25 protein-coding genes, 1 tRNA gene and 1 pseudogene are annotated in these 22,847 nt (G+C 41.3%); 15 read left to right on the top strand and 12 right to left on the bottom strand.

Translation table 11 applies throughout. From position 1 onward, the window contains the following. Nucleotides 1–2 precede the first annotated feature (2 nt). The 6 genes from LEP1GSC199_RS09735 to LEP1GSC199_RS09710 are packed head-to-tail and all read left to right on the top strand — an operon-like array spanning nucleotide 3 to nucleotide 5,313. Nucleotides 3–1,184 carry an efflux RND transporter periplasmic adaptor subunit gene (locus tag LEP1GSC199_RS09735; protein WP_002981535.1) on the top strand — a complete coding sequence of 394 codons (1,182 nt, stop codon included), beginning with the start codon at nucleotides 3–5 and terminating at the stop codon, nucleotides 1,182–1,184. A gap of 50 nt (nucleotides 1,185–1,234) precedes the next feature. Continuing rightward, entirely contained in the window at nucleotides 1,235–1,843 is a 609-nt protein-coding gene (gene lexA / locus LEP1GSC199_RS09730) for a transcriptional repressor LexA (protein ID WP_002981304.1), read from the top strand. Between the two features lie 36 nt (nucleotides 1,844–1,879). Then, nucleotides 1,880–2,170, top strand: coding sequence for an LA_1448 family UV-C exposure upregulated protein (locus tag LEP1GSC199_RS09725; RefSeq protein WP_051122379.1), 291 nt, complete (start codon nucleotides 1,880–1,882; stop codon nucleotides 2,168–2,170). 1 nt (nucleotide 2,171) lies between these two features. Beyond that, a complete protein-coding gene (locus LEP1GSC199_RS09720) occupies nucleotides 2,172–3,536 on the top strand; it encodes a S41 family peptidase (RefSeq protein ID WP_039926533.1) in 1,365 nt (454 codons plus the stop codon). Beyond that, nucleotides 3,536–4,561: a tRNA (adenosine(37)-N6)-threonylcarbamoyltransferase complex transferase subunit TsaD gene (tsaD, locus tag LEP1GSC199_RS09715; protein ID WP_002981262.1), complete on the top strand. Its 1,026-nt coding sequence runs from the start codon at nucleotides 3,536–3,538 to the stop codon at nucleotides 4,559–4,561. Before LEP1GSC199_RS09720 ends, tsaD begins: the two co-directional genes overlap by 1 nt. Continuing rightward, nucleotides 4,558–5,313, top strand: a complete 756-nt coding sequence (locus LEP1GSC199_RS09710; protein WP_002981331.1) for a CDP-alcohol phosphatidyltransferase family protein — start codon at nucleotides 4,558–4,560, stop codon at nucleotides 5,311–5,313. Before tsaD ends, LEP1GSC199_RS09710 begins: the two co-directional genes overlap by 4 nt. Here LEP1GSC199_RS09710 and LEP1GSC199_RS09705 read toward each other — a convergent pair. Further along, nucleotides 5,310–5,627, bottom strand: a complete 318-nt coding sequence (locus tag LEP1GSC199_RS09705) for an STAS domain-containing protein (RefSeq protein WP_039926531.1) — start codon at nucleotides 5,625–5,627, stop codon at nucleotides 5,310–5,312. The genes LEP1GSC199_RS09710 and LEP1GSC199_RS09705 overlap by 4 nt on opposite strands. An 85-nt stretch (nucleotides 5,628–5,712) precedes the next feature. On the opposite strand from LEP1GSC199_RS09705, the gene LEP1GSC199_RS09700 reads away from it, so the two are divergent. Both LEP1GSC199_RS09700 and glpK read left to right on the top strand, forming a co-directional pair. After that, nucleotides 5,713–6,669 (top strand): MBL fold metallo-hydrolase, encoded by a 957-nt coding sequence (locus LEP1GSC199_RS09700; RefSeq protein ID WP_002981202.1) that lies wholly within the window; start codon nucleotides 5,713–5,715, stop codon nucleotides 6,667–6,669. Between the two features lies 1 nt (nucleotide 6,670). Then, nucleotides 6,671–8,167 carry a glycerol kinase GlpK gene (glpK, locus tag LEP1GSC199_RS09695; RefSeq protein WP_002981318.1) on the top strand — a complete coding sequence of 499 codons (1,497 nt, stop codon included), beginning with the start codon at nucleotides 6,671–6,673 and terminating at the stop codon, nucleotides 8,165–8,167. Nucleotides 8,168–8,194: 27 nt separating this feature from the next. Here glpK and LEP1GSC199_RS09690 read toward each other — a convergent pair whose 3' ends face one another. The 7 genes from LEP1GSC199_RS09690 to LEP1GSC199_RS09660 all read right to left on the bottom strand — a co-directional run bounded on the left by LEP1GSC199_RS09690 (nucleotide 8,195) and on the right by LEP1GSC199_RS09660 (nucleotide 13,405). Next, the gene (locus tag LEP1GSC199_RS09690; RefSeq protein WP_002981256.1) at nucleotides 8,195–8,866 is read right to left on the bottom strand and encodes a hypothetical protein; all 672 of its coding nucleotides are present in this window, start codon (nucleotides 8,864–8,866) and stop codon (nucleotides 8,195–8,197) included. Between the two features lie 64 nt (nucleotides 8,867–8,930). After that, complete coding sequence (locus LEP1GSC199_RS09685; protein ID WP_002981394.1) at nucleotides 8,931–10,109, bottom strand: FliG C-terminal domain-containing protein; 1,179 nt, start codon at nucleotides 10,107–10,109, stop codon at nucleotides 8,931–8,933. Then, nucleotides 10,106–10,351 (bottom strand): hypothetical protein, encoded by a 246-nt coding sequence (locus tag LEP1GSC199_RS09680; protein ID WP_002981511.1) that lies wholly within the window; start codon nucleotides 10,349–10,351, stop codon nucleotides 10,106–10,108. Before LEP1GSC199_RS09680 ends, LEP1GSC199_RS09685 begins: the two co-directional genes overlap by 4 nt. A 6-nt stretch (nucleotides 10,352–10,357) precedes the next feature. Beyond that, complete coding sequence (locus tag LEP1GSC199_RS09675) at nucleotides 10,358–11,524, bottom strand: iron-containing alcohol dehydrogenase (RefSeq protein ID WP_002981346.1); 1,167 nt, start codon at nucleotides 11,522–11,524, stop codon at nucleotides 10,358–10,360. An 83-nt stretch (nucleotides 11,525–11,607) separates the two neighbouring features. Further along, nucleotides 11,608–11,934 (bottom strand): flagellar biosynthesis anti-sigma factor FlgM, encoded by a 327-nt coding sequence (locus LEP1GSC199_RS09670; RefSeq protein ID WP_002981279.1) that lies wholly within the window; start codon nucleotides 11,932–11,934, stop codon nucleotides 11,608–11,610. Between the two features lie 21 nt (nucleotides 11,935–11,955). Beyond that, nucleotides 11,956–12,678 (bottom strand): 16S rRNA (cytidine(1402)-2'-O)-methyltransferase, encoded by a 723-nt coding sequence (gene rsmI / locus LEP1GSC199_RS09665; protein ID WP_002981610.1) that lies wholly within the window; start codon nucleotides 12,676–12,678, stop codon nucleotides 11,956–11,958. After that, the gene (locus tag LEP1GSC199_RS09660; RefSeq protein ID WP_002981388.1) at nucleotides 12,668–13,405 is read right to left on the bottom strand and encodes an LIC11073 family putative lipoprotein; all 738 of its coding nucleotides are present in this window, start codon (nucleotides 13,403–13,405) and stop codon (nucleotides 12,668–12,670) included. The genes rsmI and LEP1GSC199_RS09660 overlap by 11 nt, the downstream gene beginning before the upstream one ends. Before the next feature lie 42 nt (nucleotides 13,406–13,447). On the opposite strand from LEP1GSC199_RS09660, the gene LEP1GSC199_RS09655 reads away from it, so the two are divergent. Next, nucleotides 13,448–14,143, top strand: coding sequence for an LIC_20245 family lipoprotein (locus tag LEP1GSC199_RS09655; protein ID WP_002981477.1), 696 nt, complete (start codon nucleotides 13,448–13,450; stop codon nucleotides 14,141–14,143). Here the strand turns inward: LEP1GSC199_RS09655 and nadE are convergent. Genes nadE through LEP1GSC199_RS09640 form a run of 3 tightly spaced genes read right to left on the bottom strand, consistent with a single transcriptional unit; the run spans nucleotide 14,140 to nucleotide 18,097 of the window. Continuing rightward, complete coding sequence (gene nadE, locus LEP1GSC199_RS09650) at nucleotides 14,140–16,083, bottom strand: NAD(+) synthase (RefSeq protein ID WP_002981277.1); 1,944 nt, start codon at nucleotides 16,081–16,083, stop codon at nucleotides 14,140–14,142. The two genes, LEP1GSC199_RS09655 and nadE, sit on opposite strands and share 4 nt — an antisense overlap. Next, nucleotides 16,070–17,347, bottom strand: coding sequence for a 3-deoxy-D-manno-octulosonic acid transferase (locus LEP1GSC199_RS09645; RefSeq protein WP_002981289.1), 1,278 nt, complete (start codon nucleotides 17,345–17,347; stop codon nucleotides 16,070–16,072). Before LEP1GSC199_RS09645 ends, nadE begins: the two co-directional genes overlap by 14 nt. Beyond that, nucleotides 17,348–18,097, bottom strand: coding sequence for a flagellar filament outer layer protein FlaA (locus LEP1GSC199_RS09640; RefSeq protein ID WP_002981647.1), 750 nt, complete (start codon nucleotides 18,095–18,097; stop codon nucleotides 17,348–17,350). It abuts the gene before it with no gap. 69 nt (nucleotides 18,098–18,166) lie between these two features. Here LEP1GSC199_RS09640 and LEP1GSC199_RS09635 point away from each other — a divergent pair, with 69 nt between their 5' ends. The 3 genes from LEP1GSC199_RS09635 to proC are packed head-to-tail and all read left to right on the top strand — an operon-like array spanning nucleotide 18,167 to nucleotide 20,443. After that, nucleotides 18,167–18,973, top strand: a complete 807-nt coding sequence (locus LEP1GSC199_RS09635; RefSeq protein ID WP_002981369.1) for a hypothetical protein — start codon at nucleotides 18,167–18,169, stop codon at nucleotides 18,971–18,973. 2 nt (nucleotides 18,974–18,975) lie between these two features. Continuing rightward, the gene (locus tag LEP1GSC199_RS09630) at nucleotides 18,976–19,674 is read left to right on the top strand and encodes a YggS family pyridoxal phosphate-dependent enzyme (RefSeq protein WP_002981339.1); all 699 of its coding nucleotides are present in this window, start codon (nucleotides 18,976–18,978) and stop codon (nucleotides 19,672–19,674) included. Beyond that, nucleotides 19,655–20,443 (top strand): pyrroline-5-carboxylate reductase, encoded by a 789-nt coding sequence (gene proC / locus LEP1GSC199_RS09625; protein ID WP_002981614.1) that lies wholly within the window; start codon nucleotides 19,655–19,657, stop codon nucleotides 20,441–20,443. Before LEP1GSC199_RS09630 ends, proC begins: the two co-directional genes overlap by 20 nt. A 6-nt stretch (nucleotides 20,444–20,449) precedes the next feature. Here the strand turns inward: proC and LEP1GSC199_RS09620 are convergent. Continuing rightward, nucleotides 20,450–20,522: transfer RNA gene (locus tag LEP1GSC199_RS09620), tRNA-Met, on the bottom strand. A gap of 167 nt (nucleotides 20,523–20,689) precedes the next feature. On the opposite strand from LEP1GSC199_RS09620, the pseudogene LEP1GSC199_RS09615 reads away from it, so the two are divergent. From LEP1GSC199_RS09615 to LEP1GSC199_RS09605, 3 genes and pseudogenes are all read left to right on the top strand, one after another. After that, nucleotides 20,690–21,752, top strand: a pseudogene (locus LEP1GSC199_RS09615) (diguanylate cyclase). Between the two features lie 22 nt (nucleotides 21,753–21,774). After that, on the top strand, nucleotides 21,775–22,002 hold the full coding sequence (locus LEP1GSC199_RS09610; RefSeq protein ID WP_002981583.1) for a hypothetical protein: 228 nt from the start codon (nucleotides 21,775–21,777) through the stop codon (nucleotides 22,000–22,002). After that, entirely contained in the window at nucleotides 21,966–22,847 is an 882-nt protein-coding gene (locus LEP1GSC199_RS09605) for a hypothetical protein (RefSeq protein WP_002981502.1), read from the top strand. The genes LEP1GSC199_RS09610 and LEP1GSC199_RS09605 overlap by 37 nt, the downstream gene beginning before the upstream one ends.

The following is a 22,847-nucleotide window of genomic DNA, read 5'->3' as shown; positions in this document are numbered from 1 at the left end:
ATATGAAAACAGAATTCAATTTTAAGAATATTAGATCGCTAAGTATACTGGTGCTTGTCGGCAGTTTAGCATACTTCGGGTATACGAAGTTTTTTGGCGCCGGTAAAAAAACAGAAGCACTGACTGATGATAAGTCAAAGTTTATGATTTCACAGGAAATTCAAAAGAACCATCCGTTTTCGGTGGTTTATCTGGAAGAAAAAGCACTGGAGGAAGAACTCCAACTTCCAGGAACTGTTTCTTATGATATGAATAGTGTGGCCAAAGTAGGGTCTCGTGTTAGCGGACGAATTGTACAGGTATTTGTAAAGGAAGGAGAACACGTGAAAAAAAGTACGGCTCTTGCTTCCATCCAATCAGTGGAACTTGGAACCACAGAAGCTAATTATTTAAAGGCGAGGGCAAGATTAGAGGCCTTAAAAGTCCAAGCCGACAGAGCCAAAGATTTGTATGAAAGGAAAGTGACCTCTGCCAAAGAATATGAAATGTCTTTAATGGATTACAAATCGGTAAAAGCAGAAATGGAAACATCCAGGAATGCTTTGGAAAATTTAGGTCTAAATGATGCAGAAATTACAAATCTGGAAGGTGGAAAATATAATTCTAAAAACTTATATATCCGAACTCCCATTTCTGGAACTGTAACGGTAAGGGAAGCTATCATTGGTCAGGCGGTCAATGCTCGTGACAATCTATTTACTGTTGCTGATTTGAGTGTATTATGGATCAATTTAGAAGTATATGAAAAAGATTTGGCCTCCATCCGTATGGGTAACGAAGCAAAAGTCATTCCTATTGGTTCGAAGGATGATTCTTTGAAAGCTGTGGTATCTCATGTGGGGGATGTGATTGATCCGATTAAAAAAACCGCAGAGATTCGTTTGGAAGTTAGAAACTCAAAAGGGAGGCTTCGTCCCGGACAAAGTGTAACCGCAACTGTTGTGGGCGCAATGGTGGAATCTTCGGTTAACAAGGCAAAGGTGATCCCGGCTGATTGTATTCATAAAATTGAAGGCGAAAATTATATTTTTGTTCGGAACTCAGACGGATCTTTTTCTGCCAAAAAAATTGGTGTGGGTAAAACTTATGACAATTGGGTTGAGATTACAAATGGTGTGGAATCAGGGGAAGCCATTGTAGAAGAAGGAAGTTTTGTTTTGAAAAGTGAGTATTTAAAGTTATAACGCCTAGTTTTTTGTTGACATAACGCCCATTTCCTAGTTATCTGTTTAGTATGAAAGATCTCACGGAAAAACAAGAATTTGTTCTACAATACATTTCGGGCACGGTCCGCGAGAAGGGGTTCCCTCCTACCATCCGTGAGATTGGGGACCAGTTTGGAATCACCGCGAAAGGTGCTTACGACCACCTCAAGGCGATCGAAAAAAAAGGTTATATCCGCACTTCTAAAAACCAAAGTCGTGCTATCGAACTCCTGAAAGGAAATGGGGACGAGGCACTTCTCGTCCGTGCGTCTGGAATTCCTCTCCTTGGCCAAGTGGCTGCGGGTTCACCCATTCTTGCCGAAGAAAATATCGAAGAATACATTGCTGTCCCAGAAGACTTGGCGACAAAACCTGGAACCTTTGCTTTACGTGTGAAGGGAGATTCCATGGTGGAAGCCGGGATTAGTGATGGTGACATTGCTATCATCCAAAAAAAGGACACAGCTAGGAATGGGGAAATCGTTGTCGCCATGATTGAAAACGAAGCTACCTTAAAAGTTTTTTATAAAGAACCGGACATGATCCGTTTGGAACCAAGAAACGTGAAACTAAAACCCATTCGTACTAAAAAGGCTACGATAATTGGGAAACTAATCGGACTCTACCGCATTTACTGATTGACCAAACCCTGGTTGGGAGTGAGTTTAGAAGGGATGTCGAAACATCTCTTCTCTTTCCCAACATTTCTTATCCTTTCCCTTCTCCTCTCTTGCGCTCCCAAAAAACAAGAAATTGATGCCTATGACTTAAAACGTGTTTTAGAACGGTTCGCACAAAATCGGATCCAAACCGGTCTTATGGCAGATACCAAAAGGCCCACACCGACAGACATTGCTCTTTTTGAAGAAGCTTGCGAAGTCTACCGGTTGTCCATCCCAGAAGCCAAAGAAATGTTAAAAAAAGAAAACAAAGCCCTATACGAGTCAATTTATGGAAATGAATAAAATCAAAGTATCCGAACGTCTGATTTGGGGAAGTATTACCCTTTGTTTGGTGGCCCTTGTCTTTTTTGCAAACACTGATAAAGTAAAAGCCATCTCCACTGACGGCGAAAAATACTTACAAATTTTACACGAAGTTGTTTCTTATATTGAAAACGATTATGTGGATCCCCAGGAAGAGAAAAAAATCTACACAGGTGCCATCCTTGGAGCCTTACAAAGTTTAGGTGATCCACACACACGGTTTTTAGATACAGATGAGTTTGGAGAGTTACAAAATGAAACCAAAGGAAGTTTTGGTGGAATTGGTGTGGAGATCAGTTTCCAAGAAAATGCTTTTATTATAGTGGCGCCGATAGAAGGAACACCTGCTTGGAAAGCGGGTCTCCAACCCCAAGACAAAATTGTCGAAATCAACGGAAAAAGTACAAAGTCAGTTTCGTTATCCGAATCCATCGGAATGATGCGAGGAGAAGTGGGATCCTCCATTTCGATGAAAATCGAAAGAAAAGGAATCAAAGATCCTTTTGTTGTGAATTTAGTCAGAGAACTCATCCAAATTCGTTATGTAAGATCGCATTACCTTCCGGAGACAGAAACCGGTTATATCAAACTCGTGCAGTTTATGGGGAAAGAAACCACTGCCAAAGAATTTGCGAGCGCACTGACCGCCATGAAGGAAGCGGGTGCCAAAAAACTAGTGATTGATTTACGAATGAATCCCGGTGGACTTTTGGATTTAGCCATTGACCTTGCGGATCTCTTTTTACCACCAGAGGCGGAGATTGTCTCCGTGAAAGGCCGAGGTGGTGTTCTTGTAAAAAGTTATAAAGCGGATAAAAAAGAGAAAAAGTTTTTAGACATTCCGATTGCCATTCTTGTAAACGGGGGATCTGCGAGTGCTTCTGAAATTTTAGCGGGTGCGTTAAAAGATAACAAACGTGCAGTGGTGGTTGGTACCCAAAGTTTTGGAAAAGGTAGTGTGCAGTCTATTTTTCCTCTTTCGGGGGGAACGGGTGTTGCCATCACCATTCAAAAATACTATACCCCTTCTGGTGTTTCCATTCATGGAAAAGGAATCACTCCCGATTATATCGTAAACCCAATTGCTGCCAGTGAAGATGAAAAGTATGCCTTAGAAAAACTCTTTAAAAAAAACTTGATCCGTCCCTTTTTAGAAACTCATGCGGAATACAACGATGCTGCTTTAGCTGATTTTGCATCGATTCTAAAAAAGGAAAATCTTACCATCTCGGATTCAGTAACTCGTATATTTCTATTTAACGAAATGAGAGCCGGTTCTTCCCATGCGAAACCAAGACTGGATTTGGATACTCAACTTTCTGAAGCCATCCGTATTTTGAAGTAATGGCCTACGGGTTAGGAATCGAATCCAGTTGTGATGAAACCTCCATTGCCATTGTTTCTGATGGCAAGGACCTCCTTTCCTTAAAAGTCTATAGCCAAATTGAGTCCCATTCCCCCTACCGTGGTGTGGTTCCTGAGATTGCCTCCCGTGCCCATTTAGAAAAAATCAACTCTCTGCTCGCTGTTTCTATGGAAGAGGCAGGGATCAACTATTCAGATTTGGAATACGTCGCAGTTACCAGTTATCCTGGGTTAGTTGGTTCGCTTATGATTGGAGCGCAACTGGCCCGATGTATTTCTCTTGTGTATGGAATCCCGATTGTGGCCGTCAATCATCTAGAGGCTCATTTAGCTGTGATTGGTTTGGAAAGAGAACTTCCTCCCTTTCCTTGGCTTGGGGTACTTTTGTCTGGTGGAAACTCTTCCATTTATCTTTATAAGGGATTTGGTGATTTGCAGATCCTTGCGGACACGCAGGACGACTCGCTCGGAGAAGCTTTTGATAAGGTGAGTGCAGTTCTTAACCTTCCATATCCTGGCGGCCCCTATCTCGAGGAAAAGGCCAATGCCTACAAAGTGAAAAAGGAGGAAGGGAATCCTTTCCCGAAACTTTTGAAAGAAGATGGGGATGAGAAAATTAGATTTTCTTATAGTGGGCTTAAAACTGCCGTTCTTTACTATTTACGGGCAAACTCGGAAGCTCCTCCCGTGGAAAAAATTTCCTACTTCTTCCAAAAGACGGCCTTTGAACTGGTCACTCGCAATATCCGTAAAGCGATCGCCAAAACTGGAATTCGAACAGTCGTCGCCGCCGGTGGGGTCCTTGCCAACGGGACCCTCAGAGAAAGTTTGGAAGCCGAAAAAGAAAGATCCCAATTTGACCTATTTTATCCTCGAAAAAAAATTTACTGCACAGATAACGGAGCGATGGTGGCATGTCTTGGATACTACCTCTGGAAACAAAAATCCTTTGTGGGGCTCGACTTTAAGGTAAGCCCCAAGCGAAACTTTGAACAAATAATATGAAACTAAAACTTACCTGGATTCCAAACACCCTTACTCTCGGAAACTTAACCTTGGGATTTGTCTCGATGCTCCTTGTTGCAGAAACAAATCCAACGCACACCAATTCCCACGAACTTTATACACTCGCGGGAGTGTTTATCATCTTAGCTGCGTTATTCGATGGATTTGACGGGATGGCGGCTCGTGCTCTCAACTGTACAAGCGAACTTGGGGCCGACTTAGATAGTTTGGCTGACCTCACAACCTTCGGAATTGCTCCCGGATTTTTGTCTTACAAAATGTTCTTCTTTGATATCAAATTGGATATCTTTGACAAACCAGACTACTTTCCTTTAGGGATGTTCATTGCGGCTTTGTATCCGATTTGTGCGGCTTATAGACTCGCTCGGTTCAATGTAGCACATGATCCTAAGTCGTTTAATGGACTTCCTTCTCCCGTTGCCGGAGTTGTGATTGGAATTTTTCCTTTGGTGTTTTCTGTGTCCCAGGTTCCTGTTTGGACGGCAGTTTTGTTTTTTGTGATCACGGCACTTCTTATGGTTTCGACTTTAAGATACAGCAAACCTCAAGTGGCAATCCGAGGGCTTTTTTCTTGGAAAAAATTAGGGATAAGTATTGTGGGCCTTGGTCTTTTGTTACTGGCGATCGGATTTTACCGCTGGCCTTATGTGATGTATGGTGCGGTGGGGTTTTATGTATTCTCTGGAATTGTATCCTTTCTCATCCAAACCATCCAAGACTATCGAGTCTAATTTGTTTCTTTTAGATGAAAAATATCAAGTAGATTGGCAACGGTAAATATAGTTCGTACTTCCGCAGATAAATGGATGATACGGACTTGTTTCTTTTTTTCCTTTGTCCAACTATAAGTATGGAGTAAGATTCCGATTCCAGAAGAATCTAGGTAACTCAAGTTTTTAAAGTCTAAAACCAGTTCTTGGATTTCTGGTGTATCAATCAATGTCTTTAAGTCCGTGCGAAATTTGGGAGTATCTCTAAGGGACAAGGACCCATTCAAAAGGACTATTGCCTTATCATTTTCTCGTTTGATTTCATACTGAAACATAACTTCGGTTAAGACATCATCTGAAAGAACCAAATACAATCAAAAAACGTTTGATTTTTCAAAAAAGGACTCTAGAAAAAGAGCAATGAAAATCAAGTTTTGGGGTGTCCGCGGTTCCATTGGTTCACCCATTCGGCCTGAAAGTGTTAAACATAAAATCGAAAAAATTCTTTCTTTGGCAAGTCCCACAGACATTCAGAACGAACAGAGTATCCATAGTTTTTTAGATTCTTTAAGTTTTTCTTCTTCATCAACTTACGGTGGTAATACGACTTGTGTAGAAATCCGCGACAAAGAGGAAAACCTAATCATCATCGATGGTGGTACGGGGCTTAGGGAACTCGGAAATCAAATTATGGCCTCCGATTTTGGAAAGGGTGCTGGCCATGCCTATTGGATTTTAACTCATACACATTGGGATCATATCCAAGGAATTCCTTTTTTTGTACCTCTCTTTTTACCAGGCAATCATTTCGAATTTATTTCTTGTATGAACGATGCAGAAAAAAGATTGGAACACCAATTTGTATTCACACATTTTCCAGTTTCCTTTGATCATTATGCGGCCCAAAAAACCTTCCAATACATAGAAGAAGGGGAAATCATTTCTCTTGGACCCCATATCCAGGCTTTTAGTAAATCGGTGCGCCATCCTGGAGGGAGTTTTTCTTATCGGTTTATGGAAGACGGTAAGGCCATCATCTTTGCCTCTGATGCAGAATTCAATTTAGAAGAGATGGAAAATATTGATACCTATATCGATTATTTCCGGGAAGCCGATGTGCTTGTCTTTGATACACAATACACGTTCGAAGATTCTTTACAAAAAATTGATTGGGGTCATAGTTCGGCATCGATTGCCACAGACATTGCTCTTCGTGCTAAAGTAAAAAAATTGGTGATGTTTCATCATGATCCATCCTACGATGATGAAAAGTTGGATTTGGTATATTTACGTGCTCTTAAATACAAAGAGATGTTTGATCCCCATGGAAAATTAGAAATCATTATGGCTTATGAAGGTTTGGAAATAGAGGTTTAAGATGGCAAAAAAAGGTTATATCATTGGGATTGATGCAGGTACTACAGGAATTCGTACTTTTTGTTTTAACGACAAAGGAAAGGTGATTTCTTCTGCTTACCAAGAATTCAAACAATATTATCCCAAACCAGGTTGGGTGGAACATGACCCAGAAGAGATTTGGGCAAAAACTCAGAAACTAATTGGAGCCGCCATTAAAAATGGAAAACTAAATCCAAAAGATGCAGTTGCGATTGGAATCACAAATCAAAGAGAAACTTCTGTTGTTTGGGATAAAAAGACCGGCAAACCAGTGTACAACGCCATCGTATGGCAATGCCGCCGAACTTCTGATATCTGTAAGGAATTAAAAAAACAAAGCCTCGATTCTAACTTTCGCAATAAAACAGGTCTTGTTCTGGATGCCTATTTTTCAGGAACCAAAATCCAATGGATTTTGGATAACGTCAAAGGGGCAAGGACCAAAGCAGAGAAGGGAGAATTGTTATTTGGAACCATCGACACTTGGCTTTTGTATAAACTCACCGGTCACAAAGAACACAAAACAGACCATACCAATGCCTCAAGAACTCTTCTATTTAATATCCAAACCAAAGAATGGGATGAAGAACTTTGTGATATTTTACGAGTTCCTATGTCAATGTTACCTAAGGCATACAATTCCAAAAATCTCTTTGGATTTACTTCTAGTGTAAAATCACTTCCCGATGGGATTCCGATTTCCTCTCTTGTGGGAGACCAACAAGGAGCTCTTTTTGGTCAACTTTGTACAGAACCCGGCGAAGCCAAAAACACCTATGGTACTGGATGTTTTTTACTCTTCAATGTGGGGGATGAATTTAGAATTTCAAACCAAGGACTCATCACTACACTGGCCCTCGGTCCTGAAGGCAAAACAGTCTATTGTTTAGAGGGTTCTGTATTTATTGGGGGAGCAGTCGTTCAGTTTCTCCGGGATAATTTAGAATTTTTTAAATATTCCAAAGATTCCGAAAAATTAGTCAAAGCCATCAAAACAAAAGATGATTTGGTTTTTGTTCCTGCCTTTGCAGGTCTTGGAGCACCTCACTGGGACCAAGAAGCGCGTGGTGCTATCTTTGGGCTTTCTCGTGATACAACGGCTGCTCAGATTACGAGAGCGGCTCTTAAGGCCATTGCTTTACAATCCTATGAACTGGCAAATGCAATGGAAAAAGAAACAGGGAAACCTTTAAAATTTTTACGAGTTGATGGAGGAGCCACTTCCAACGCCTGGCTTATGCAATTCCAAGCAGACATCCTTGGAACCAAAGTCATCCGACCGAGTAATGTAGACACAACAGTGCTTGGGGCCGCTTACCTTGCGGGACTCGAACGAGGATTTTTTAAGTCGGTGGCAAGTCTACGCAAAGAAGAACAAAAAACCACTCAGTTTGTTCCTAAGATGAAAGAGAGTGAACGGAAAGAAGAAATTGATAAATGGAACTGGGCCATCGCTCGAGTCAAAACAGGAAATTAAATAAATCGAACGATAACTTAGCAACTATTAGCTGAGTTCTGTTTGATCCTTTTTGGGAAACCTGTTTTCATTTTTTGCGAAATAGAATCCTATAGAGAGTAACCAAATCGGAAAACTCAGTTGGCAAAGAAGGAGAACCCCTGGTGAAACCAGCCAGGGGTAACTGGCAGTGATTTGAAATCCAAAAACAAAGATTCCTATTACTAAAACTAAACTACCCCAAGTTTTTTTCCTAAAAGAAATACTGAATAATAAAATCGCCAATGCCAAAACAAGGGAGATCATATGCATGGTTCCTGCGATCAAACTTAAGATAAATACAATCGTATCGATTGCGAGAGGATAAACATTCACAGGATACACGAGCCTACCGAGAAGCAAATCCACAAGAACAAACATCGGAACAACAAGTAAAAATAACAAACCAGAGGCAAATAACACAAGTGGTGGCTGGTTTTCTTTTATAGGATTTGCTAAAGTATAAATGGAGGGAAGTAAAGAGAGTGTGGCAAAGATCAAAATTTCATCAGCGATCTGTAGAAAAGTTTTCCATTCAGTAATCCAGCTATGTAATTGAGCTGTATCACTCGGGGGAGAAGGGACAAGGTAAGAAAGCACAAAGTATGTGGCAAATAACAAACTAGCGATGAAAAAAGGGAATCCCTTCCATAGAGAGTTAAGATTTTTGATTTGCGCCATGTTTTTAATTTAGAGAAAAAAGAACCGTAAGTCTAGTGAAAAAATTTGATTCGTGAAACCTTCTTTAGTAATCAAACCATAGAAGGGAAAATTCAAAAGGTTTTTTTTCTTTCGTGATGCCGCCACCAACAAGGAAGATCCCGGTTGCATAGTAAGGAAGTTCAATGAGTAAATCAGGCGGGAGTCTATGAAACTCAGAAGATTTGATTTCTTTCCGAGATAAAAAGAAATCAAATCGTAGGACATCGATCCAATCATTGGTTTTAAAAAATAACTTCGTAGCTGTTTTCCCATAAAAACTAAGCGCGTTACCAAAGACAAAAAAATTGATTTTCTCTGAGTTCGTAAAAGGGATCTCTTCTTTGAATTCCTCTTCCCCTTTTTCTCTATAGGTAAAGATAGAACCTTCTTCGTAGTAGATATTTCTCGCAAACCGTTTGTAAATTTCCGTCTCTATCACTGTAACCAAATCCTCACCTTCCGGTGGTTTTTTTGAGGGGCCTTCTAAAATATGTTTCATTTTGTTTTTGGAGATAGAAGACCGAATCACATTCATTACTGGTTTGGAAAGATTTGGTAAAATAGATTTGATGTACCTTTCGTCGTGGTTTCGTAAGATTTCTTGTAAAAAAGGGCCGTGAATTAAAGGAATCATTTCCACAGTAAACATCTGTTTGTTTAAGAATTTAGCAAATTCTGGTTCATAACGAAATAAATTAGAAACAATGGTTTCTTCTTCCCGAGGAGTTCCAGAAAAAAGAATGGATACCAATCGAAAGAGATAAGTTTTACTTTTGGCATCGAAGTATAGACTTTCAATTTTTTCACGAACTAAGGTTTCCGATAGATCAGGATTGATGATGTCTCTAAGGGAAAGGTATTTTGCCGATTGAAACTTGTCTCGTTTGGAACGAAAAAGTGGAGAGGGAAAATTGTTGATTCCACCAATTTCAGTGGTGAAGATTCCAAATCCAGGTTTTGGTCTCGTTTCCGAATCTTTTGGAGGTTTCGTACTACCTAGATAAGTTGGCGTTATGGCAGGTTTTGTTTCAAACGATTGTCTATTGTATTGTAAAGAATAAAGAAACTGAGGAATGAGGATGGGGTCTGTGGTGACTGAAGGAAGTTCAAGGATCCTACTTTTTGCAATCGGATAAAAGGGTTGGATGGATGTTTGGAATCTCGCAACAGAGTCCGCAGTGGCTAAAAAAAAATGGTAATTGTTTCCTTGTCTGTATATCAAAGGGGAGGGGATTTTTTCAGTTTTTTCTGAATTCTGATTCTAAAGTGCTCCCAATTATAATCAGATTTTAAAATTTCCAACTCATTTTCGACTCCAAAACGCATGAAGTCGTAGATCTCTTCGTGTTCCATCCCCACAACAATCGAAAGGTCTTGGATGACTCTTTGCAATCGTCTGGCATCACGGTCACTTAAGGTAAAGGTTTCTAATAGTTTTTTTTCGAATTCCGTCAGTTGGATCAAGGGAACCTAAAACGCAGCCACAAGGATGGTTTCGATTTCATTTTTGGGAAGTTCTCTAGGAAGACAATCAAGAAACGAGTAGGTTGCTGCCAGTGTGGCAATTCCAGGTAGGTCGATTTTTTTCACTTCGTATTCGGACAATCTTTGTGGAATTCTTAGTTCTAAATAGATTTTACGAATTCCTTCCACCGCTTTGATCGCAGCTTCAATGACGGAGATATTGGTCACATCTTCATCAAGTGCTCTTGCAATCATTACATACTTACCAGCAGAGGAGGTTAGGTTGTATTCCATTACATGGGGAAGTAAGATCGACATACTTTGAAAGATATCTAAATTGGTTACGGTGGTAACTGCCAATGAAAGCGCATAACAAAGTCCAAGGCTACTTGTGGACTGGGCAATGCCAGCAAGTAAACTTGCCGCATAAATAGAGTTTTTCGGTCCTAAGTTTCTCGGTTCACGGATGGCAGGTACAATGTTTTTGGAGATGAGTTCAATGGCACGGAGTGCTGTGGAAGATGTGATTTCATTGGCATATTTGGAAAGAATACTATCCACCGCTGCAGATAGAATTGAAATCCCTGTTTTTGCAGTTTCGGAACTTGACATACCGGCACCAATTTTTGGATCAGAAACAATGAGTTCCGGGAATGCCCATTCATGTGCAAAGTACTTTCTGTTTTTATCTTTATCATCCACAATCGAAAAGAAGGGAGAACATTCATTACCGAGTAGCGGTTTTGTGGGAACAACAATCAAAGGAAGACCTTTTCTTTTTGGTTGTTTTTTCCCAATTAACAATTCTTCTGCAAACAAATCATTGGTTGCCAGTAGAGAAGCCGCCTTACCTGCGTTTACTGATTCAAAGGAACCATAAGCCACAACACAATCGGCATTGGAAATTCTAAGGAAGTGGGCACAGGAATCTAAATCTTTAAAATGAACTCGGTCTACAATATCATCATAGATAATCACACCTTCGGCGTGTTTTTCGAGACTGGTTTTGATGATGGAAAGTTCTTCTGCGTTTTCTAGTTCTTTCTGCGTTGTGATAAGAACCACTCTAGACCCAATGTTTTTTACAAAAGATCCGAGTTTGTATCCACAGTCGATTTCGAAGTGAATTTTAGGAGGAAATTGAAAATTAATCCATTCGGGGAGTACTGGCATACGATCCCCTAATTATGAATGTACGGACTGAGAGAAATCCCCGGAGAGGACAAGTAAAAAGGATCCCTCACCACCCGTCCTTTTTACTGCTGTCCGAGGAAAGTTGACGCGATTTGGTCGGAGATTTTATCCAACATCTCTGTGGAGAGGTTGTCATAGTCGCCGTTTTTCAATCGTTCTTTGATCGCTTTGATTTTTTCTGTACGATCTTCTTCTGGAGGAGCTTGTACAATTTGTTTTGCGATTTGTTTTACTTCTGCTTGGAGCTTTGCTTCCGATGCAATTTTTTTGGCAGCATCAGAGATAGAAATAGTATCTACCGGAGCTTGTGTTTCCGTTTCTCTTGGCCCTTGTGGTTTTTTTGGTTCGTACCCGTAACCACCAACTCGTCCTATTTTGTCGACGTTCATATATTTAGTCCTCTTCCTACATCACATATCGGTGGAATCTGAATTTCCCTTAAGTGTTTTTTTTCGATGATTTAAGAGAAAAACAAACTCGCCTTTGGCGTTGGGCGGTTTGGCTAGCAGATCCCTAGGATTTGCGTAGTAAAGTACCTCTTCAAAGGTCTTTGTCAACTCCCTTCCCACAAGCACTTCCGTTTCTGGAAAAAGTTCTACAAGCATAGGGTAAAGCCTTGGGAGTTTGTGGACTGATTCGTAGAAAACCACGAGTCCGTCGATTTCGGAGGCTCTTTCTAATTCTCGGTGTTTTTTACTCGGTTTTTCAGAGAGAAAGCCCAAAAAATACGTGGGATTGACCTGAAATCCAGAAACAGAAAGTAATGCGGTTAAGGCGGAAGCACCAGGAACCGGTACAATCCGAAATCCTTTTTCTCGCGCCGTGCGAACCATCTGGCTTCCTGGATCGGAAACACCTGGGGTACCCGCATCCGAAACTAGGGCCATGGACTTACCTGCTGCAAGTTGTTCCAAGATACTCGAGTAGGGAGATTCTGAACTGTCTTTGTAGAGAGCAAGGACGGGCGTTACGATTTCTAATCGAGATAATAGGGAGCGAGTTTCCTTCGCTGATTCGCAAAGGATAAGGTCTACTTCTTTGAAAATTTCGAGAGCCCGTAAGGTCACATCTCCCAAATTTCCAATGGGAGTGGCAACAACATAGAGAGATCCGGGTTCGCGTTTATGGGCCAATGTACTGGCATCCTGGTGGATTTGCACCTGCGGGACAAGTACAACCTAGGTCATTGTCACCCTTGGTGCAGGGGTTACAGGCAGTTCCCAGAGCACAAGCGGTGGGTGTGCCACAAGCCGCATTAGCACAAAAACTTGTATTACATCCTGTTCCAACGGGGCAATTGGTTTGGATATCGTTTACTTTATTGGGAATGGCACAGGTACTTGTGGTGGCGGATGGATTGGAAATCAGTCCACCTGTCAGCATTGAACGAAGGGTAAAATTATAAATTTGGCATTTCTGAAAGAATTCTGCGCCAGGAGGGGGAACGGCAAACCGGATTCGTTTTGTCACAATCTTCGATGCTTCTGTGGATGCTTGGTAAGGAAGGTGTGGAAAACTCGGTTGGACCCCATCTTCTAGCCATTCCCCTTGGATGGTTTGAATGACCCCAGGAAAGGCCGTTGTCACATAGAGATTATAACCTTGAAATTGGGGTTCCCTGTTGGTCACAAAATAACGAAGAACGTATTCAGGCCTTGGGTCGACTGTTTGTGTCAATTCCGACTTGAAGTCATTTGTCAGGTTGCTATTGACTGCGACCACAGAAAGGATTTGCGGGATACTGGGAGGGACCAGGAATATAAACGGAGCCACGGGCGTATCTGTATTGATCCCGCATTGAAAAAAAGAGAGAAAAGATATGCAGACTAAGTAAATTGGATGTAAAGAGGGAAAACGCATTCTATTTCTCGTTTCCCTTCCAAGTTTTCAGGAATTCAATCTATGGGAATCCAAAAAAAAATACTCTTTGTGTCCATTTCAATGATTGGGCTTTTTTTTCTCATTTTACTCTTAACGGGTGGAGATGATGAAGATGAAGTCCGCCGTAAAAAAGAAAGAAGTTCTCAGGCCCTTGCCCTTTTTGTGGGAGGATCGAACAATCCGAAAGGAACCAACCGTTTGGGGGTGCGAGGCGAAGATGCTGGTTCCATCTTTGATTCCGACTACTACAATGCAGGTGGTATGCGTTATGAAGAAGATGGCACTCTTGCAAACTCGGAATCTGGTGAAATTCCCATCAATCCGCAAACAGGCAAACCTTATCCTCCAGAGGCCATGCAGGCATTTGAAGAACTTCGGGAACAATTTCCTGATAACGATTTGATCCCGAAACGAATGACTGCGGAAGAGAAAAAAAAACAGTCTGAATTCAATCAAAAATTATCAAGAGCCACAAACACAGTGTTTGGTGGAGCTCCCAACGCCACAGACGTTGCTTTGTATTATAACCACGTGCGAAAACAAGGGAAAGATAGATTGGAAATTATCAATTACCTGATTGAAACACAAGGTGGAGATGATCCAGAGATGGATAAAAAGTTCCAAGAAATTTTGAAGAATATTCAATTTCAAAACGAACAAGCGGAAAAAGAAGCAGCAAATGCCTTCGAAAAGGCAGGGATTTCATCTTCGAATTAAGTTTCGTTGGATAAGATGGGATACCGGTAACTGGATTTTGGATCCAGGCCGTACTCATCCAAATGGAACGAGGGAGGAAGCCTCTCTCGTTTCCATTGTGCTGTCATAAATAATTTCTTAAATTTCCTTAGATAACCAAAAAGGTTGTCCGTTGTCTCCCATGGAAATTCTTGTTTTAAACTTTCCAAACAGTCCAAATCACCAATCGCTAAAAATACAAGTTTTCTTTCGATCGATTGTAAGATGGGGTAGGGCATAAGATCTTTTTCATCTTCTTGGTGTTCTGCGAGGGGTTTTAATTCTGCTGTGGGTTTGGTGTTTCGTAAAGTCGAAATGGAATCTTTCGGTGAAATGAATTGGTTGTTTCCATTTTGGATATCATCCAACCAGTCCAGTAAAAATTCCTTACTAACACCAGCTAGTGGAGCAATGGAACCCGACGAATCACCATCCATAGTTGTATAACCAACAGCGGCCTCACTTCTGTTTCCCGTCGATAAAAGTAAATGACCATTGATATTGGCAAGTAACCAAACGAGTGGAGAACGAACTCTTGCTTGGATATTTTGCAAAGGTAAATCGTGTTCTTTCCAGTTGAGTGTCTTTCCGATTACCGATTCAATCAGTTCCACGGAAGTTTCCACAGCGCGGTCAATGGCGATGGAATAAAAATGACAATCCAGTTCTTCTGCAAGGGCCTTTGCGATCTCTTCTGTCAGCGTGGAATTGTTTTCCGTTTTTTGGTAGATGGTAACAAGTAGGTTTTTTTCCTCAATTCCCAGAGAGGAAAAAATGGAATCACCATTTTCTCTTTTGGCAATCTCTTTCATGGCAGTGACAAGAAGCGCACAGGTAGCACTGTCTGCACCACCGGAAAGAGAAAGGGTAAACCCTTTAGTTTTGGATTTTCGTAGGTAATCAAAGAGACCGAGGCAAACTGCCTTTGTGAATTCTTCATAGAAAGAAAGGTGGAGTGAATTAGAACTCTCTTCTTTCTCAATTTCTGTTCGTTTGTCTAGGACTGAAAATCCGAAGGATTCCATTCCGTTTGCATTTGCAAGCGTATCGATCTGGATTTTTGCAATTTCTTCCATGGGAAATTTTGGTTTGGGATCACGAAAGGAGCGAGCTTTCGCCGCACGGATCTCCATAGGATCAAAAGAATAGGAGGTTACTTGAAAGGGAGAGAAGGCAAACCTTGGCCCTTCTTTCACTAAGTTACCGAGGGAGGCAAAAATGGCTCCTCCTTCAAAGATAATCCTTCCTGATTCATTTCCGGTAAGATTGGTAAAGACTTGTAGGTTACACTGATTCCTACTGGATTCCGCAAAAATTTGCCTACGTATTTTTTGTTTCCCCATTGCAAAATGAGATGCTCCCGGAGAAAACAAAACATCGATTCCTTGGAGGCTGTAAGAGGTGGCTGGCTTTTGTACAGACCAACTGTCTTCACAAATCTCTACTCCAAAATTCCAATTTTGAGTTTGGAAGATAAAATGTCCAAAGGGAACTTGCCTGCCCCCAAAAGTTATGGTTTTGTTGAGGAATTCTGACTCAGAATGGAACCATCTCCGTTCATAATGTACGCCTGTGTTTGCTAAATTTAGTTTAGGAACAAGGGCCACCACCTTACCACCGTAAAGCACTGCCATACAATTGTATAAAAACGAATCCACAAAAACAGGGAGGCCAACCATCACAATTTGGTTGGGTGCCAGTGTTTTTAATTCGCCGATGATTTCTTCAGAGCGAATCCAAACAGAAGGTTTGTAAAAGGCATCTTCACATCCATACCCAGAAATACAAAGTTCAGGAAAAAGGATACAATCCGCATTTTTTGCATCTGGGCTGCCGATTGCCTTAGAGATTGATTCATAGTTTCCTAAAAAGTCTAGGGGAGTTGTATTCAGTGTAACGGCGACTATTTTAATTTTGGGCATTTGCAAAAACTCGGTTATAAATCTTATCCGACGCTCCTCTGTTTTCTACAACAAAGTTTCGATTTCCTTTTCCCATCTTTTCTCTGAGGGTTTTGTCTTTGACTAAAAGAGCAAATTTTTGGACAAATTCTTTCTCGGTCTCCGCTTGGAACAGTCCACCTAATTCTTGCATAACGATGGCTTCAGGTGCGTTGGAGATTTTAGGTCCGGTGATCACAGGAAGTCCCAGGGCCGCCGGTTCAATGGTATTGTGGACACGGTGCGTAAAAGCCCCTCCCACATAAGCAAAACTTCCATATTGGTAGGCAAAAGCCAGGATTCCCATAAGATCAAAAAGAAGGAATTTTGGGAAACCTTCTCCTTTCTTAACTTTCGAAAACACTCCTACGGTTCCATATTTTTCTAAAGTAGGGATCCAGTCCTCCATACGACTCGCATCCCATTTATGAGGAAAAATCCAATAGTAGGCATCATCTGTATGTGTTTTCAAATAAGCCGTAAAATATTCTTCACAAACGCCATAAGTGGAACCGAGGAGGATGGGTTTGTTTTTGTTTAAGAATTCTTTTTGGTCAGAAACAAATTCGGTAAAGATGGGGTTCGGGGATTTGGTTTCTAACTTTCCAAGCACCGATTCAAACCTTGTGTCACCTAACACAAGGAAATCTGTGTTTTCTGCGACCAGGCCTTCAAATTCTTTTGCCATTAGTTCGTGGCTTGGATAAATTCCAGAAAGGTAACGAAAGGATGCCTTGGTTAAGGATCTTACAAGCGGATTTTTTCTGGATGACTGAGAGGACAAACTGGCACAACAAAGATAAGACTTGGTTCCTTTACGAGAAGCTGTTTTTAGAAGATTGGGCCAAGTATCCCAAGCCATCACAAGTAAAACTTGGGGTTTAAAATGGGTAAAGATTCGATCATACGCATGGGGAAGATCAAGGGGGAGATAAAAATAAACATCCGCTAAGGGATCTAAAAACGAAGATTCTTTCACCGAAGAGGAAAAAACAGATTGGATGATAAAAACATTTTTATGTTTTTTGCGGATGGTTTCAGTAAGAGCACGCGCTTGGTCTAATTCTCCCACACTTGCGGCATGAAGCCAAACCACAAATTTGCCTTCGGGAGTTTTCGAAAAGATTTGGTTTAGGGATCGTTTTCTTTTTTTTAATTCTTTGCGAACTGGTTTTACGAATAAAAAAAGAAATTTTAAAACAAGGAAAACTGTGAAGGTAAGGATGTTGTAAAAAAAATATACCATTTAGCGTTTTTTACCCCAGGTGTCGTTTACTTCCGAACCAGGGTAGATGAAAGTTCTTTTATCAATGACGAAACTCAAATTGTCAAAGTATAAATGAAACTCTCCTTTCTTTTGTGAGGCCAAACTCTTCAATCGAAACGAAGAAAAGGAAATGGGGAAAGACATGGATTGGATGAGCCTTGTGTTTTCTTTGGGTAGGCTTATCGTAAATTCCAATCGTCTCCACCCTACAAAATTCAAAGTGCCCAAATCAAAATACAAGTCTTTCGATTTTTTTTGCGAAAGACCCATACTCAAATTGATATGATGGCCTTCCGAATACACCCAAAGGATTCCTTGGATGGGCATTCCGAGCGGTAGAAGGATTGGTTCTTTCGGACGTATTTCCCAGTGGTCAAGCCTTGGATTTTCTACATAACTTTGGAGAAGGAAACTGGTTTGGTTTTGGAGGTTTGCATAACCCGATTCTTTGAGGATCGTTGTCTCTTGTAAAAATGCTTCGGATTTCGGAACAGAGGCGGCAAACTGAGTTATTGCCAAAAAGGAATCCACTCGGTAAAAATCCCATGGTCTTTCTCCTTCAAAATCTTCCACAAGGAAGAGAAGGTAACTGGAATCAATGGTGAGTGCGGATTTTAAAATTTGGACTCGGCCGGCTTCGTCAGGGTCATGGGGCCTCGGAAGAGACAAAAGACTGGAAATCATGAGTAGGAAACCCAAAGAGAATGTGATTTTTTTTGTAGTTTTCATGATTTCTCACTTTTCGAAAGACCAAAAACGTGTACTCTAATTTTATCAAAGGAAAGGAATCCGCACGTCATGGGCCGCCGCGACAATTTGAAAATACTCACAACTGCCATTCTAGTGGTCCTACTTCTTTCATCGTTCATTTTTGCATTTATCTATAGAAACGAAATTTACCAAAAACTCCAAACCATCGGAAAAAACAGAGATGCGGAGATGGTGGATCGGGAAATTGAAAGAGAATCACCCCAGATCCCTGCGCCCAAAGAAAACTTAGCCAAAAATGATGGTATAGAGTCAGTAGAGGATCGGTCTAAACTTCCTGAATTGCCTAGTTTGGACGACATGGAACCAGAAACAGAACGCCCTCGTTCTGTTTCTGTAGCAGCATCTACCAAATCAAAAGACAAAACAGATCCATCCTCACGTTTGCAAGAAAAATTGGACCAAGTGGAAGAGACTTTTTCTCCCAAAGAAGAAACTAAAAAAACTAAGAAACCATCTTTGAAAGAAGAACAAATCTCTGAGAGTGTCGATCCCACTTCTTCCGCCAAACAACCGAAAGCCGATATGAAGGATTCTGTAAAACTTTCCAAAAAAATGGATTCAAAAGTTACCAAAACTTCAAAGGCCATATCACAACAAAATCGCACTAAAAAATATAGTTCAGTTGCGGATAAGAGACAAGGAACCAAATCAAAAAAATCATCTTATCCCCAAAAGTCGCAAAAGAACAACTATGAGGAAACTGGATCTTCTACTATGGAAGTTCGGATGCGCACTGTGGAACAAAAACTTTCTACGCAAAACGATCGAAATGAAAAACGATTCATTGAGATCGAACGCCGCATTGAGTCTTTAGAAAAAGCGTTAGCTAAGTAATCGTGTCCGATTACGGTTCTTTGTATTTCTCCATTCAAAACTCTCTAAAGGATTTATATCCCAAGAGATCTCCTTTAGTCATTGCTGTATCCAAAACAAAACCCTACGAAGTGCTGCGAGAGGCCTATTTACAAGGCATTCGTGAGTTTGGTGAAAATTATATCCCCGAAGCCATTTCTAAATTCACAAAACTAAAGGAAGAGTTCCCCGAATCGGCAAGTACGGTCCATGTTCACCATATTGGTCCTGTCCAATCCGGAACCTTGCGAAAGTTATTTGGTGTTTTTTCCCATACACATGGTGTCGGAAGTATTTCTACATTAAAGGAACTTCTCAAACGTGCCGAAAAAGAAAAAACTCTCATTCGTTATTTTATCCAAACCAATCTCACCGAAGAAAATACAAAACATGGAATGGGATTTGAAACCCTTCGCACTATGAAAGAAACTCTCTCCAGTTACCAAAATGAGTTTTGTATTTGGGAGGGGTTTATGGGAATGGGTCCGTCAACTGGTGATTTGGCGAAAACTCGGGAAGTATTTTCGCTCCTGGCAGAACTACGTGATACTTACTTTCCCGAAAAAAAACTGTCTATGGGAATGAGTGGTGATTATGAACTCGCAGCCGAGTTAGGATCCGACTATTTGCGGATCGGTTCAAAGATTTTTGGAGAGAGGGACTATGCAAAGGAATCCGTTTGAAACTGTAGGAATTGTGGGCCTAGGAAAGATGGGGGCGGCGATTGCGGCGGCTCTTGTGAAAAAAGGAACCAAGGTTTACGGGTTTGATCCGAACTTAAAGGAATCTCCTGTGGCCGGTGTGACTCTTGTGAGCACACTTGAGGCAGTCAGTAAAGAGGCGGAAGTGGTCGTGATTGCGGTAAAACCAAATCTTGTTGTTTCCGTTCTAAAAGAATTTTCCAAACCATCCACTTTTGTTTCGATTGCCGCCGGGATTTCCTTTTCGCAAATTTCAGAAGCCGTTCCCAAAGGATCTCACTCTGTAAGAGTGATGCCAAACCTACCTCTGGTTTCTGAACGAGGGGCCTTGGCGTACTTTTGTGAAGATGGGGCAGCCCCAAACGTGGAACGATTGTTTTATGGAATGGGTACAACGATTCGGGTCGGAAAAGAATCACTAATGGATGCAGTGACCGGGCTTTCTGGTTCAGGGCCAGCTTATGTATTAACTTTTTTACAAGCAATGGCGGAAGGGGGACTACAAGAGGGTTTGAGTTATGAAGAATCTTTGTCCTTGGCCATGGAAACCATCGAAGGAACTTTAGTGTATTTTAAAACGCTAAGAAAGGAAAACAACCTTCATCCCATGGAAGTGAGAAATTGGGTGACTTCTCCCGGAGGAACTACCATCCATGGCTTAGATGCTTTGGAAAGGGGAGGATTCTCAACCGCCGTTAGAGATGCAATCAAACGAGCGACGGAGAGAAGTAAGGAATTGGGGAAAGGATAATAACGGTTGCGCGGACAGGATTCGAACCTGTGGCCTTTGGGTTATGAGCCCAACGAGCTACCAGCTGCTCCACCGCGCAGTATAAAACCATTATTTTAAAGATTGGTAAATTGTCAACGTAAACGTTATGAAAACTTTGCTATTTTCTCCCAATTGTAAATTTATCGATTTCCGCCAAAATCTTACTTTACAGTAGTCAAAAAAGACGAATGATTCCTATCTTATACAGAATTCTGGCGGTGCGTTTTGTCTTTTAAAGAAAACACTGATATCGTTTTTGAGCATTACGAAAAAAAAAATCTACGACCAAAAACAACTACTGGAAATCTCTCGTGCCCTGAATTCCACGTTAGACTATAAGTATTTAATTGATGCTATTCTTAACATTTGTTTGGCGCAATTACAGACTCTTCATGCAGCCATGTACTTAGAGCCAGAAATTGACTTGGGGTTATTCAAACTAGAACCCCAGTCCATCAAAGGATTTGAGTTGAGTGTGGAAGAACAAAACTACGAAATCAAAATCGATAGCCCTCTCATCCATTATTTCGAAGAAAAACCCAAAGCCGTAACCATGGACCAGATTCTACTTATGGATTCTTTGAAGTCCATCCCTGACATTACCTACCTTCGTAAGATGGGAGCCGAGATCTTGGTTCCACTCAATGCGAAGGGAAAGGTAAATGGTCTTTTAGTCCTTGGTGACAAAATGACTTCCGAAGAGTTTTTGGAAGATGAAAAAGAATTTATGACCACCCTTGCCAACCTTGCAGGGATTGCTGTAGATAACGCTCGTTTGTATGAATTGGCAACTGTGGATATGATGACGGGTCTTAAAATCCATCACTACTTCCAAACAAAACTCAAAGAAGAAATGGATCGTTGTCGTAAAAAAGGAACCAAACTTTGCCTATTGTTTACAGATGTGGATCATTTCAAAAGGTTTAATGATACATACGGCCACCAAGCAGGGGACGTGGTTCTCATTGAAGTCGCAAAACAAGTGATCAATGCAGCGCAGCGCCACCACATACCAGCAAGATACGGCGGGGAAGAGTTTTGCCTTGTGATGCCGGGGGCAACGGAAGAAGAGGCGATGGTTAAGGGAGAAGAGATCCGTAAGGCTGTCGAATCCATGGTTGTTAAAAATCCCAATGATGGAACGGACCTAAAGGTCACTTTGTCAGTGGGAGTATCCAGCTTTCGCACCACCGACCGTAACAACAAAGATCTGATTGAGAGGGCCGACAAAGCCTTATACCAGGCAAAACATTCTGGTAGAAACCGCACAATTTGTTATAAAGATTAGGAAATTTGCCGATGGGTAGAGTATGGCAGAGCCGGCATACCTACTCAACGACCTCTCACCATCGGTTCCTTCCGATGTATATGAATCCATTCGCAATCGTGCTTTGGGTCTTTCTTCGTATGATTTCCAACCCTATTCTTGTTTTATCGAATACAAGACTAAGGATCAAAATACGGGGATTGAATATCGAGATTGTATCGTAGATTACACAAGATGTTCCAATTCTCGCTGTATCAAAAAATTGGTATAATTCTTTCTCTATTCTTTTTAGGGGCATGTATACCAGGCCCTGTGCGTTCCCACCAAACCTTTGTTCCCTACCAGTTTCCCACAAACAAAACGCTCCCACCGCACATCAGTATTTCGGTTATCGACAAGGGAACCCATCTTCTCCTTAAGGGAGCACAAACCCAAGGGCAAACTTATTCCTTTTTGTGGGATACCGGGTCTGATTTGAGTTTTTATGAATCGGCTGGTGAAGACGGGACTTCGGAATTTCTCTTGGGCGGTCAGCGGTTTACCTTGAAAAATAAAAATGGGGTTTTGCCGGAATCCATTCCGGGACTTCTTGGCCTCGATTTTTTTCGGAACAGTTGTATCTTTTGGTGTGGCGAAGAGTTAAAACAATTTCCAGAGGATTCTCCATTTTGTGAACACCCGGACGCTTACCTATCTACAGATCTAAAAATTCTGAATACAAAGAAGAAAGGGGCTCATTTTTATGTGCAATTTGAATATCCAGAAGGATATACCTCCTTTGGACTTCTCGACACTGGATCTTCTTTAAACCTTTTACCCAAGGGCCCCAAGGACCGATTTCTAGGAGAAAAGAAGGTATTTCTTGCAGGAAATAAGATCCAAACAGCGATCCAGATGGAATCGGCTTCTCCGTTCTATTTAGTGAACAAGTCCGGGATTCGAGAAGAATATAGACAAGTCCAGTTTCTCACAGGAATTTCACTTGAGAATTTCCATTTGCCGGGGGACAAGGATAGGGAAGAGGATTGGGTGATCGGTCTTGACATACTTCGGACACGTCCTTTGTTCTGGGACTTCTCCCGGGGTCGAGTAGGAATCGTTCATACCAAAAACTAA

The sequence above is a fragment of the Leptospira vanthielii serovar Holland str. Waz Holland = ATCC 700522 genome (assembly GCF_000332455.1).
GTDB classification, from domain to species: domain Bacteria; phylum Spirochaetota; class Leptospiria; order Leptospirales; family Leptospiraceae; genus Leptospira_A; species Leptospira_A vanthielii.
The sequence above is the reverse complement of the archived record's forward strand: the minus strand, read 5'-3'. Positions and strand labels throughout refer to the sequence as shown.